The sequence below is a fragment of the Paracraurococcus lichenis genome, assembly GCF_030657435.1.
GTDB classification, from domain to species: Bacteria; Pseudomonadota; Alphaproteobacteria; order Acetobacterales; family Acetobacteraceae; genus Paracraurococcus; species Paracraurococcus lichenis.
The window spans coordinates 51,194-62,489 of the sequence record NZ_JAUTWS010000038.1 but is presented as its reverse complement, the minus strand read 5'-3'; the positions used below and the strand labels follow the sequence as shown (position 1 = coordinate 62,489).

General features: G+C 72.6%; 13 protein-coding genes. 5 read left to right on the top strand and 8 right to left on the bottom strand.

What is annotated here, in order from left to right; genetic code table 11:
- The 4 genes from Q7A36_RS27065 to Q7A36_RS27050 form a co-directional block, all read right to left on the bottom strand.
- The coding region (locus tag Q7A36_RS27065; protein WP_305106887.1) for a hypothetical protein at positions 1–617 on the bottom strand (617 nt) is incomplete at its 3' end.
- An 11-nt stretch (positions 618–628) separates the two neighbouring features.
- Positions 629–964, bottom strand: a complete 336-nt coding sequence (locus tag Q7A36_RS27060; RefSeq protein ID WP_305106886.1) for a hypothetical protein — start codon at positions 962–964, stop codon at positions 629–631.
- Positions 965–1,693: 729 nt separating this feature from the next.
- The gene (locus tag Q7A36_RS27055) at positions 1,694–1,948 is read right to left on the bottom strand and encodes a DUF1150 family protein (protein ID WP_305106885.1); all 255 of its coding nucleotides are present in this window, start codon (positions 1,946–1,948) and stop codon (positions 1,694–1,696) included.
- Positions 1,949–2,070: 122 nt separating this feature from the next.
- Positions 2,071–2,559 (bottom strand): Hsp20 family protein, encoded by a 489-nt coding sequence (locus tag Q7A36_RS27050; protein WP_370655713.1) that lies wholly within the window; start codon positions 2,557–2,559, stop codon positions 2,071–2,073.
- A 125-nt stretch (positions 2,560–2,684) separates the two neighbouring features.
- Here Q7A36_RS27050 and def point away from each other — a divergent pair, with 125 nt between their 5' ends.
- The 3 genes from def to truA are packed head-to-tail and all read left to right on the top strand — an operon-like array spanning position 2,685 to position 4,961.
- Positions 2,685–3,212 carry a peptide deformylase gene (gene def, locus Q7A36_RS27045; RefSeq protein WP_305106884.1) on the top strand — a complete coding sequence of 176 codons (528 nt, stop codon included), beginning with the start codon at positions 2,685–2,687 and terminating at the stop codon, positions 3,210–3,212.
- 43 nt (positions 3,213–3,255) lie between these two features.
- Entirely contained in the window at positions 3,256–4,161 is a 906-nt protein-coding gene (gene fmt / locus Q7A36_RS27040) for a methionyl-tRNA formyltransferase (RefSeq protein WP_305106883.1), read from the top strand.
- 38 nt (positions 4,162–4,199) lie between these two features.
- Positions 4,200–4,961: a tRNA pseudouridine(38-40) synthase TruA gene (truA, locus tag Q7A36_RS27035; RefSeq protein WP_305106882.1), complete on the top strand. Its 762-nt coding sequence runs from the start codon at positions 4,200–4,202 to the stop codon at positions 4,959–4,961.
- 16 nt (positions 4,962–4,977) lie between these two features.
- Here truA and ppk2 read toward each other — a convergent pair whose 3' ends face one another.
- The 4 genes from ppk2 to dapD all read right to left on the bottom strand — a co-directional run bounded on the left by ppk2 (position 4,978) and on the right by dapD (position 8,545).
- On the bottom strand, positions 4,978–5,892 hold the full coding sequence (gene ppk2, locus Q7A36_RS27030) for a polyphosphate kinase 2 (RefSeq protein ID WP_305106881.1): 915 nt from the start codon (positions 5,890–5,892) through the stop codon (positions 4,978–4,980).
- 97 nt (positions 5,893–5,989) lie between these two features.
- A complete protein-coding gene (locus Q7A36_RS27025; protein WP_305106880.1) occupies positions 5,990–6,511 on the bottom strand; it encodes a hypothetical protein in 522 nt (173 codons plus the stop codon).
- Positions 6,512–6,591: 80 nt separating this feature from the next.
- A complete protein-coding gene (gene dapE / locus Q7A36_RS27020; RefSeq protein WP_305106879.1) occupies positions 6,592–7,716 on the bottom strand; it encodes a succinyl-diaminopimelate desuccinylase in 1,125 nt (374 codons plus the stop codon).
- Entirely contained in the window at positions 7,709–8,545 is an 837-nt protein-coding gene (gene dapD / locus Q7A36_RS27015; RefSeq protein WP_305106878.1) for a 2,3,4,5-tetrahydropyridine-2,6-dicarboxylate N-succinyltransferase, read from the bottom strand. Before dapD ends, dapE begins: the two co-directional genes overlap by 8 nt.
- Positions 8,546–8,737: 192 nt before the next feature.
- On the opposite strand from dapD, the gene Q7A36_RS27010 reads away from it, so the two are divergent.
- Entirely contained in the window at positions 8,738–10,111 is a 1,374-nt protein-coding gene (locus Q7A36_RS27010; protein WP_305106877.1) for a sensor domain-containing diguanylate cyclase, read from the top strand.
- On the top strand, positions 10,108–11,289 hold the full coding sequence (locus Q7A36_RS27005; RefSeq protein WP_305106876.1) for a DUF2336 domain-containing protein: 1,182 nt from the start codon (positions 10,108–10,110) through the stop codon (positions 11,287–11,289). The genes Q7A36_RS27010 and Q7A36_RS27005 overlap by 4 nt, the downstream gene beginning before the upstream one ends.
- Positions 11,290–11,296 lie beyond the last annotated feature (7 nt).

Here is an 11,296-nt window from a genome sequence, read left to right as displayed (position 1 = left end):
CAGTCCGACTTCCCGGTGCAGGAGGAGCACTGCACCAGCCCCTGATCGGCAGAGCAGTTCCAGAACAGGTTCGCGCTGCACTGCTCCACCCAGAGGAAGAAGAAGATCGGCACGCCGCCGATCGTGCGCGACAGCTGCTTCGAGGTATTCGGCACCGTCGGGCAACCCGGATCGTGGGTGACGTATTGCGCGTTCGCGGTGCAGTTCTCCTGCCAGGCGGGCGGAGGCTGCGGCGAGCAGGCCAGCGAGATGGTGTAGCTCTCGGCCTTCGGGCACCAGTTGGTGACCGTCACATCGAGCTTGCCGGGATCGCCGGTCTCCGCCAGGCCATTCTCGGTCGTGGTGAAGCACGTATTCGTCTGCACCCAGCGCCCGGAATTTCCAGCGTAGGCCGACCCCCAGTAATAGGGGTGGTCTCCCGTGCAGTAGTAGGCCCAGCCCTGGGTCTGGTCTCCCTTGTACGGGACGGCTGATTGCTGCTGCAGCTCGCAGCTCGGGATGCCGTCGCAGGGCTGCGAGTTTCCCAGATCCTGCGCGGATGCCCGGCTGACGGAGCCTGCCGCCAGCAGCGCCGCGGCACATGCCAGCGCGGCCGGGACGGACCGGCGCCGGGCCATGCGATGCCGCATCATTCGACCCCCCTGACGGCCTTGCGGTTGGTGGGAAGGCTGCCGAGCGACTGGGTCATCGCGGCAATCCTGGCCGGCGTCGCGCCGCATCCGAGCACGACCTGGAATTGCCCGGGCATATCGGCCTGGTTACGCGCGATCAGCACCAGCGCCGTCCCCTTGCCGATCCGCGAGGGCGAGACACTCAGGGCGATGTGCTCGTGGTAGGCGGCGTCCCAGTTCCGCAGATACGGCCGGTCGGCCGGGCATTCGAACGCGAATTCAGCGGACTGGCCCGCGTTCAGGGATTGCGGTTCCGCCCTGTGGCCCTTGCAGTCCGTGTGGTCCAGGCACACGGCGCCTCCCACCCCCACGACACGGTCGGTCTTGTAGAGCGATTGCCCGTCGGCGCGACCGGCACCGAGGAGTAGGGCGCATGCCAGGAGGCCCGGCCAGGCGGACCGGAATTGTCGTCCTTGGACCGCCAGTTCCGGCCGACCTCGCCAAAAAGGAGAAAGTAGCGCCATGGTTTTCGCGCCCTTCAATCGTCAATTGATCGACATACCTAACAATATGGGCGAACCGACACCAGGGCGCATCGAATATCGGCCACCATTTCTTTAGATTCAACTTTTATTATTTATAACGCCAGCGACGCACGGCGAATGGTTGAGGCAGGCAAGTGGGCGCAGTCTGCAACCTGCCCGCCGGGACCTTGACAGCGACGCTTCGCCTGATCGGCCCGCCGGCCGCCGACGGCGAGATCGTATCCGACCATTTGGGGCCGGCCCCGAGATACCGGGCCGAGGAATGCGCCGGCTACGCCGTTCCGGGCGAGGACCTGGCCGCGGCGCGCCACGCTTCGACAGGACCGGGGCGCCGCGAAGCCCGGCCATGGCGGCGCGCTGTCTCACGGGTCGGGGTGACGGGCCTGCGCGGGGCGGGCCCGTCCATTGCGCCGGTCGGCGCGCCGCCATGCTCCGGGCGCCAGCGCGGGCCATTGCCGGCGGCGCCCCCATGGCCGCGGCGGGCCAGGCAGCGCGCCGGTGGGACCGCCCCTGCCCCGCCGGGCACGCCGGCCCCGCTCAGTGCAGGAGCGCCGGCGCCATCTCGTGCTGCAGGATGGCGGCGATCGCCAGGTCGGCACTCGGCGCGGCGCCGATCGGGGTGCCGTCCGCGGCATGGATCGCCATGGCGGGCTCGCCATTCACCACCACGGGACGGATATAGGCGATCTCCTGCACGCCGAAGCGCGCCCAGTCGGCGACCGACAGGTTCCGCAGCGATAGGGCCGCCGGCGAGACCTCCGCAGGGCCATGGGTAGGGTTGCTGCTCTTCATCTCACATTCTCCTTCCGGCATGGCCGAAGCCCATCCGGTCTGGAGCGACGGAGCGAACCAAGCGCCCAAAAGCACGCCGGGTTCACCCAGCCGCTCCGGTTGATCCGGCCCCCCCCCGCGGGTCATTCCCGCGCGGTGCGGCCCTCGACAACGGGCCGGGCGGCCCCGTTGACCTTGGCGCTCGCCGGGGCGCCGCTGCTGGCGCCGCCGGCGATCGGAATCGTCTTCACGCGCACCTCCGGCTGGGGGCGGCGGAGCTCCACATGCAGCAGGCCATTGTCGAGCCAGGCCCCCTCCACCTCGATCCCCTCGGCCAGGACGAAGGCGCGCTGGAACTGCCGGGCGGCGATGCCGCGATGCAGGAAGATGCGGCCTTCCGAGTCGTCCTTCTGCCGGCCGCGGATCACCAGCTGGTTGTCCTCCTGCGTGATCTGCAGGTCCTCCATCGCGAAGCCCGCGACGGCCAGGGTGATGCGCAGCCGGTGGTCGCCGGTCTGCTCGATATTGTAGGGGGGGTAGCCATCGGCATTCTTGGCCACGCGGTCGAGCATCTGCTCGAGATGGTCGAAGCCCAGGAACAGGGGCGAGCCGAAGACCGACGGACGCGACAAGGATGGCCTCCTCAGATGGAGCGAAGCGGTCGGCCGGACCCGAAGCACCCGGCCACGGCTGGGAATGTTGTCGGGAGGGGCGGGCGTTGCAAGGGGGTCACGCAAGGGCTACCTCCGCCTCCGCCATGTCCGAGCCCGATCTCCTGCCCATCCTCCTCGTGCCCGATGCCCGGCTGCGGGCCAAGGCCCGCCCGGTCGGGCCGGCCGATGCCGACACGGTCCGCGCCCTCGCGCCGCGGATGCTGGAGAGCATGTACAAGGCGCCCGGCATCGGGCTGGCGGCGCCGCAGGTCGGCGAGTTGCTGCGCATGTTCGTGGTGGACCTCCAGAAGGAGGAGAAGCCGGACCCGATGGTGCTGGTGAACCCGGAGATCGTCGCGGTGTCGCAGGAGATGTCGGTGCGGGAGGAGGGCTGCCTCTCCCTCCCCGGCCAGTATGCCGATGTCGAGCGGCCGGCCCGGGTGAAGATCCGCTACCTGGACCTGACCGGCGCGAGGCAGGAGGTCGAGGCCGAGGGGCTGCTGGCCACCTGCCTGCAGCACGAATACGACCATCTCGACGGCAGGCTCTTCGTCGACCACCTGAGCCCGCTGAAGCGCAACATGATCCTGCGCAGGCTGGCCAAGGACCTGAAGGCGAAGGCGCGGGCGTGAACAGGGCGGGCCCTGCCGCCGGCCGCCAAGAGGGCGGCTGAGCATGCGCCTGGCCTTCATGGGCAGCCCCGATTTCGCCGTGCCGGCGCTGCGGGCGCTGCATGCGGCGGGGCATGAGATCGCCGCCGTCTATTGCCAGCCGCCCCGCCCGGCCGGCCGCGGGCAGAAGGAGACCCCCTGCCCCGTCCACAAGGCGGCACTCGCGCTCGGCCTGCCCGTCCGCAGCCCGGCGCGGGTGCGCAAGGATGCGGCCGAGCATGCGGCCTTCGCCGCGCTCGACCTCGATGCGGCGGTCGTCGCGGCCTATGGCCTGATCCTGCCGAAGCCGATGCTGGAGGCATCGCGGCGGGGGTGCCTCAACATCCATGCCTCCCTGCTGCCGCGCTGGCGCGGCGCGGCGCCGATCCAGGCCGCGATCCTCGCCGGTGATGCCGAGAGCGGCGTGACCATCATGCAGATGGAGGAGGGGCTGGACACCGGGCCGATGCTGCTGAAGGGCAGCCTGCCCATCGGCCCGCGCATGACCACACCCGAACTGCACGACGCGTTGGCCGCCATCGGCGCCGACCTCGTCCTGCGTGCGCTCGCCGAGGACCCGCCGCCGGTGCCGCAGCCGGAGGATGGCGTGACCTATGCCGCCAAGCTGACCAAGGAGGACGGGCGGCTGGACTGGGCGGAGGAGGCGGCGGCGCTGGACCGGCGGGTGCGCGCGCTCAATCCCTGGCCGGGCACCTTCTTCACCCAGGGCGGCGAGCAGATCCGGGTCCTCTCGGCCGAGCCCGCGCCCGGCGCCGGCCCGCCCGGGACGGTGCTGGACGAGGCCGCGACCATCGCCTGCGGCGCGGGCGCGCTCCGCCTGACGCGGCTGCAGCGCCCCGGCCGCGGCCCGCTGCCGGCGGCCGATTTCCTGCGCGGCTTCCCGCTGCCGCCGGGCACCCGCCTCGGATGAGGCCGGCCGGCCCGCGCCCGCCGGCCGCCTGACCGACGATGCCGCTCTACGCCCTCACCCTCGAATACCATGGCGGCCCCTTCGTCGGCTGGCAGCGGCAGGAGAACGGGCTCTCGGTCCAGCAGGTGCTGGAGGAAGCCGCGGCGAAGATGAATGGCGGCGTCCTGCCGCCAGCCGTCGCCGCCGGCCGCACCGATGCCGGCGTGCATGCCGAGGGGCAGGTCGCGCAGGTCGCGCTCGAGCGCGAGATCGCCCCGGCGCGGCTGCGGGAGGCGCTGGACTTCCACACGAAGCCGCACCCGGTCGCGGTGCGGCGCGCCGCCCTCGCCCCGCCGGGATGGAATGCCCGCTTCTCCGCGGTGCGCCGCGGCTACCGCTACCGCATCCTGAACCGCCGCGCCCGGCCGGCGCTGGAGGAAGGCCGCGTCTGGCACGTGAAGGCGCCGCTGGACGCCGCCGCCATGCATGCGGCGGCGCAGAGGCTGCTCGGCAGGCACGACTTCTCCGCCTATCGCGCCGCCGCCTGCCAGGCGAAATCGGCGCTGCGCACGCTCGAGCGCCTCGATGTCGCCCGCCTCGGCGAAGAGGTGGTGGTGACGGCGGAGGCGCGCAGCTTCCTGCACCACCAGATCCGCAACCTGGTCGGCACGCTGCTCGAGGTCGGCCAGGGCCGCCGCGCGGTGGACTGGCCGCGGCAGGTGCTCGACAGCCGCGACCGGACGCGCGCCGGCATGACCGCGCCGGCCGAGGGGCTCTGCTTCACCTTCGTCCGCTATGCGGAGGAGCCGGACTGGGCCTGACCCCGCCGCGCCCGGCTCAGTACCGCTCCGGCACGTAGAGCTCGGGCGGCAGCGTCCGGCGCTCGTAGTCCGGGTCGAAGACGCGGTCCGGCAGCGCGACCGGCTCGTGCGGCACCTCCTCGTAGGGGACCAGCGACAGCAGGTGGGCGATGCAGTTCAGCCGCGCCCGCTTCTTGTCGTTGCCCTCGACGATGTACCACGGCGCCTCGGGGATGTTCGTGCGGGCGAACATGTCCTCCTTCGCCTTGGTGTACTGCTCCCAGCGGACGCGGGACTGCAGGTCCATGGGCGAGAGCTTCCACTGCTTCAGCGGGTCGTGGATTCGCATGAGGAAGCGGTACTGCTGCTCCTGGTCGGTGATGGAGAGCCAGTATTTCACCAGGACGATGCCGGAGCGGACGAGCATGCGCTCGAATTCCGGCACGTCGCGGAAGAAGTCCTCCACCTGGCTCTCGGTGGCGAAGCCCATCACCCGCTCGACGCCGGCGCGGTTGTACCAGCTCCGGTCGAACAGCACGATCTCCCCGGCCGCCGGCAGGTGCTGCACGTAGCGCTGGAAGTACCACTGCGTCCGCTCGCGCCCGGTCGGCGCGGGCAGCGCCACCACGCGGCAGGCGCGCGGGTTCACCCGCTGGGTGATGCGCTTGATGATGCCGCCCTTGCCGGCGCTGTCCCGTCCCTCGAACAGGATGACGAGCTTCAGCCCCTTATGGGCCACCCAATCCTGCAGCTTCACCAGCTCGGCCTGCAGCCGCAGCAGCTCGCGGAAATAGACGCCGCGCCCGATCGCGCTCCGCCTGTGAGCGTCCTTCAGGTGGCGGAGCGCTGCCGGGATCCGGCCGTCGTCGATCTCCTGCTCGAGCTCCTCGTCGAAATCGTCCTCGAGCTCGAGATCGAGCCATGACCGCGCGGCGGTCTCGGTATCGGGCATGCCTGCGCTCCTCGGTCCTCGCGGCCGGGGTTAGCGCAGTATGATGACGGGAGGATGACAGTTCCGGGAAAGCTGCGGCGCGGCCTCCCGGGGCGCGTCAGCCGCTCAACCGCCCGACCAACCCGCCGATGAAGATGCCGAGCATCAGGTCGATGACCACGAACATCGTGGCCGGACCGCCGGCGAGCCGCAGGGCGTGCTTCGCGACGAACCACTCCAGCCAGAGCGCATAGCCGATCGCCGCCAGCCCCAGGCCGTTCGCCAGCAACCCGGGCAGGCCGAGCGCCGAGGGGACGGTCAGCGCCAGCAGCACCGCGTACTGCACGACATTGGCGTAGTTCCAGGCGGCGATGAAGCGGGGCCAGTCGGCCTTCCGGCCCTGCCCATCGGCCAGCGGCCGCGACAGCAGCGCGAAGCCGGCCCAGGCCACGGCATAGCCCAGCAGTTCCGCGACCAGGCCGCGCAGCAGGCCGCCGCCCGGCGTCCCCTCGCCGGACCATCCCAGCAGCTTGAGCGTCAGGAAGCCCGGCAGGCAGATGGCGGCGGCCCAGAAGCTCGCCCGCACGCCCTCCGGCGAGGCATCGACCAGGGCGAGCCCGTCCGCCTTGCCCTGCGCCATGCGGAAGGCGCCGCGCAGCCCGTCGGAGATCGCCGCGCGGGCCGGCGCCGGGGTGGGGCCTCCGCCGGTGGGACTTCCGCTCAGGCGAAGGCCTCCTCGAGCACCATGCGGTAGAGCGCCGCGAGGTCGCGCAATTCCTGCACCGGCACGCATTCATTCGCCTTGTGCATGGTGCTGCCGATGCCGCCGAGTTCCGCCACCGGGCAGTAGCGGGCGATGAAGCGGGCATCCGAGGTGCCGCCGCCGGTGTCGAGCGCTGGTTCCCGGCCGGTCGCCCCCACCACCGCCCGCCGCAGGGCGTCCACGAAGGGGCCGGGCTGCGTCAGGAAGCTCTCGCCGGAACAGTCGATCCGCATGTCGTAGCGCGCCTCCTCGGCCTGCAGGGCCGCATTCAGCATCTGGGTGAGGGAGGCGCTGCTGTGCAGGTCGTTGAAGCGGATGTTCAGCATCGCCCGGGCCTCGCCGGGGATGACGTTGTTGGCGGCATTGCCGGTGTCGAAGCCGGTCACCTGCAGCGTCGTCGGCTCGAAGAACTGCGAGCCCTGGTCGATCGGCTGCGCGGTCAGCCGGTTCAGCACGCGGACCAGGCGATGGATCGGGTTGTCGGCGCGCTGCGGATAGGCGCTGTGGCCCTGCGTGCCGAACAGGGTGATGTACGCCGTCATGGAGCCGCGCCGGCCGACCTTGACGATGTCGCCGAGCGCAGCGCGCGAGGTCGGCTCGCCGACCAGCGCCATGTCCGGGATCTCGCCGCGCTGCGCCATCCAGTCCAGCACCTTCACGGTGCCGTCCCTGGCGGGGCCTTCCTCGTCGCCGGTGATGAGCAGGCTGATGCTGCCCCCATGGCCGGGATGGGCGGCGAGGTAGTCCTTCAGCCCCGCGACGAAGGCGGCGATGCCGCCCTTCATGTCGCAGGCGCCGCGGCCATGCAGCACGCCGTCCCGCACCGCGCCGGAGAAGGGGTCGTCCGTCCAGGCCTCGGTTGGGCCGGGCGGCACCACGTCGGTATGGCCGGCATAGCAGAAATGCGGCCCGCCGGTGCCGCGGCGGGCATAGAGGTTCGGGGTTTCGCCGAAGGTCAGCCGCTGGCAGGCGAAGCCGAGCGGCGCGAGCGCCGCCTCGAGCACCCCGAGCGCGCCGGCATCCGCCGGCGTCACGCTCGGGCAGCGGATCAGCGCCTGGGCCAGCGGCAGCGGATCAGTCACGCAGCAACTCGTTGATGCTGGTCTTGGCGCGGGTCTGCTCGTCCACCCGCTTGACGATGACGGCGCAGTAGAGCGAGGGGCCCGGCGAGCCGTCCGGCAGCGGCTTCCCCGGCAGGCTGCCCGGCACCACCACCGAATAGGACGGGACGCGGCCCATATGGACCTGGCCGGTCGCACGATCGATGATCTTGGTGCTGGCGCCGAGGAACACGCCCATGGAGAGCACGGCCCCACGCTCGACGACCACGCCCTCGGCCACCTCGGAGCGGGCACCAACGAAACAGTCGTCCTCGATGATCACCGGATTGGCCTGCAGCGGCTCCAGCACGCCGCCGATGCCGACGCCGCCCGAGATGTGCACGTTCCTGCCGATCTGGGCGCAGGAGCCGACGGTCGCCCAGGTATCGACCATGGTGTTGCGGTCCACATGGGCACCGAGATTGACGAAGCTCGGCATCAGCACGACGCCCGGGGCGATGTAGGCGCTGCGGCGGACCACCGCGCCGGGGACCATGCGGAAGCCGGCCTCCTTGAAGCGGTTCGGGCCCCAGCCCTCGGTCTTCAGCGGCACCTTGTCATAGGCCCCGGCCGCGGTCTCCATCGGCGCCGAATCGGTCAGGCGGAAGCTCAGCAGCACCGCCTGCTTCAGCCACTGGTTCACCCGCCACTCGCCGACCGCCACCTGCTCGGCAACGCGCGCCTTGCCGGAATCGAGCATCTCCAGCGCCGCCTCGATCGCGTCGCGGTCCTCGCCGCGGGTCGAGGGGGAGAGCGTGTCGCGGCGCTCCCACAGGGCTTCGATGCGCGACTGCAGCGTGCTGGCATCCATGGAGGTCGTCCCGAGGCATTGGTCCGGCCGGGCCGGCGCGGAGGCGGCGGACCATGCCGATGCCGGCACGCGCCTGTCAACGCGGCCTGGGCCGCGGCGATAACGCGTCCTTCATCCACCCGACCCATGCTGCGCCGCATGCGTCCGGCGGATGACACGGCAGAGCGGCGGAGCGCCGGTTCGGACCCCTCGGTGCCGGGGGGGCCTGCCGGGCCGGCCTGGCATGGCGCGCTGCTCGAGTCCCGGCAGCGCTGGCGCGACTTCGCCAGCCTCGCCCTGGACCTGGCCTTCGAGACGGATGCCGAGGGCCGCCTCACCTTCCTCGCGCCGGATGCGCCGCTCGGCTGGGCGGCGGAGGACCTGCTCGGCCGGCCGGGGCGCGACCTGCTGGCCGCGCCGGAGCCCGACCCCTTCGCGCTGCGCGCGCCCGCCCGGGGCCTGCGGGCCTGGCTGAAGCAGGCGGATGGCGGCTGCCGCTGCCTCAGCCTCTCGGTCGCGCCGCTGACGGACGGCGCGGGCCGCTTCGCCGGGCTGCGCGGCTGCGGCCGCGACATCACGGAGGAAGCGCTGGCCACCGAGGCGCAGGCCACGGCGCTGCGCCGGGCGGAGGCGCTGCAGACCCTGGTCCGCCGGATCCGCCGCCGGGTGCTGGCGCCGCAGATGCTGGCCGCGATGCTGGAGGCGCTCGAGACCGCGCTCGGCTGCACCGGCGCGGCCGTGCTGGAATGGCGCCCGGCGGGCGGGACGCGGGTGACCCACCAGCGGGGGGCCGACCCGGCCCCCCTGCTCGCCGCCGCCGCGCCGCACGCCTTTCAGCCGCGCGCCCGCTTCTTCCAGGGGCCGGGCGGCGAGAGCATGGCGCTGCTGCCGCATGCCCCGGGGACCGAGCCGTGGCACGCCCTGCTCGCCTGGCGCGCCGCCGGCCAGCAACCCTTCGATGCCGATGACCAGCACATGCTGGTGGCGCTGTCCGACCTGCTCTTCGTCGTCCTCGGCAACCACGCCCTGCAGCAGCGGCTGGAGCGGCAGGCGCGGACCGATGGGCTGACCGGATTGCTGAACCGCCGCGCCTTCCTCGACGACCTGACGCGCCGGCTGCACCGGCTGGCCTCGGACGCGGCGGGCGCCGCCGGCGCCCGCGGCGCGCTGGTCTTCATCGACCTCGACAATTTCAAGCCGATCAACGACCGGCTGGGGCATGAGGCGGGCGATGCGGCGCTGGTCGCCATCGCCGCCCTGCTGCGCCGCCTGACCCGGCCGACCGACATCGCCGCCCGCTTCGGCGGGGACGAGTTCGCGCTCTGGCTGGACGGGGCGGATGCGGAAGGGGCGGCGAGCCGGGCGGCGGCGCTCTGCGAGGCCGCCGGCACCCTGGGCAGCCCGGGCGGCGGCATCCCGCCCATCAGCTTCAGCATCGGCTGTGCCATCCGCCGCCCCGGGGCGGTCGAGACACCGGAGACGCTGATCGCCCGCGCCGATGGCGCCATGTACGCCGCCAAGCGGGCCGGCCGGAACCGCTGGGTGGTGGCCGGGGCGGAGGAGCCGGAGAGGCATTCCGCCGCATGACCCCCGATCCTGGCTACGAGGCGGCCAAGCGCATCGCCGCCGAGGGGACGGAGGCCGAGCGGATCGCCCTCGCCTCCCTGCCCGATGTCGCGCCGGAGATCCTGTATTTCCTGGCCAATGACGGCCAGCTCCGGGTGCGCGCCGCGGTCGCCGCCAATGCCGCGACCCCGGCGCAGGCCGACAGCCTGCTGGCCGGGGACGACGACCCGCGGGTGCGGGCGGTGGTCGGGCGGAAGCTGGCGCCGCGCGCGCCGGAACTCGCCGCGGCGACGGACCGGCTGCGCGCGCTCGCCTGGAAGACCCTCTGCCAGCTCGCCGCGGACACGGCTGTCATGGTCCGGGCGGTCATCGCCGAGGAATTGCAGGCGCTGCCCGGTGCGCCGCGCGACCTGATCCTCCGCCTCGCCCAGGACGCGGCCATGGAGGTGGCGGCACCGGTCATCCGCTTCTCCCCCCAGCTCACCGAGGACGACCTGCTGGCGCTTGTCGAGAGGCCGCCGGTGCCCGAGACGGTGACGGCGGTCGCCCGCCGGCCGCGGCTGAGCGAGCGGATCTCGGACGCCGTCGCCGCACGGGCGGAGACCGCCCCGGTCGCCGCGCTGCTGACGAACGACTCGGCCGCGATCCGGGAGAGGACGCTCGACACCCTGATCGCCCAGGCCGCGAGCCGGCCGGAATGGCAGGAGAGCCTGGTCCGCCGCGCCGGCCTGTCGCACCGCGCGACGCTCGCCCTCGCCGCCGTGGTCGCCGACCACCTGCTGGAGCCGCTGGCATCGCGGGCCGACCTGGACCCGGGCCTCGCGCGGCTGCTGCGGGCGCGGATGGACCTGCGGCTCGGGCGCGGCGATGCCGCCGCCGCGCTGCCGCCCGACCTGGCCTTCGAGGAAGCCGGTCTGCAGGGCGACCATGGCATGATGCAGCGCCTGCTGGCCGAGCATGCGGGCGTCCCCCTCCGGGCGGTCGAGCATGTGGCGCAGCTCCGCAGCGGCAAGGCGCTGGTCAGCCTGTGCTGGCGTGCCGGCTTCAGCCCGCGCGCGGCGCTGGCGGCGCAGACCGTGCTCGGCCGGATCGCGCCGGCCGCCGTCATCGCCCCGACGGCGAAGGGCGGTTGGCCGCTGACCGAGGCCGAGATGCGCTGGCAGATCGAACTGCTGAACGAGCCGGAGGAGGCGCGTTAGAGCGAAG

Bases quoted from the DNA above. Each gene is read 5' to 3' on its own strand.
- Q7A36_RS27055 (WP_305106885.1), bottom strand. From the start codon at position 1,948: ATGAAGAGCAGCAACCCTACCCATGGCCCTGCGGAGGTCTCGCCGGCG.
- def (WP_305106884.1), top strand. From the start codon at position 2,685: ATGTCCGAGCCCGATCTCCTGCCCATCCTCCTCGTGCCCGATGCCCGG.
- fmt (WP_305106883.1), top strand. From the start codon at position 3,256: ATGCGCCTGGCCTTCATGGGCAGCCCCGATTTCGCCGTGCCGGCGCTG.
- truA (WP_305106882.1), top strand. From the start codon at position 4,200: ATGCCGCTCTACGCCCTCACCCTCGAATACCATGGCGGCCCCTTCGTC.
- ppk2 (WP_305106881.1), bottom strand. From the start codon at position 5,892: ATGCCCGATACCGAGACCGCCGCGCGGTCATGGCTCGATCTCGAGCTC.
- Q7A36_RS27025 (WP_305106880.1), bottom strand. From the start codon at position 6,511: ATGGCGCAGGGCAAGGCGGACGGGCTCGCCCTGGTCGATGCCTCGCCG.
- dapD (WP_305106878.1), bottom strand. From the start codon at position 8,545: ATGGATGCCAGCACGCTGCAGTCGCGCATCGAAGCCCTGTGGGAGCGC.
- Q7A36_RS27005 (WP_305106876.1), top strand. From the start codon at position 10,108: ATGACCCCCGATCCTGGCTACGAGGCGGCCAAGCGCATCGCCGCCGAG.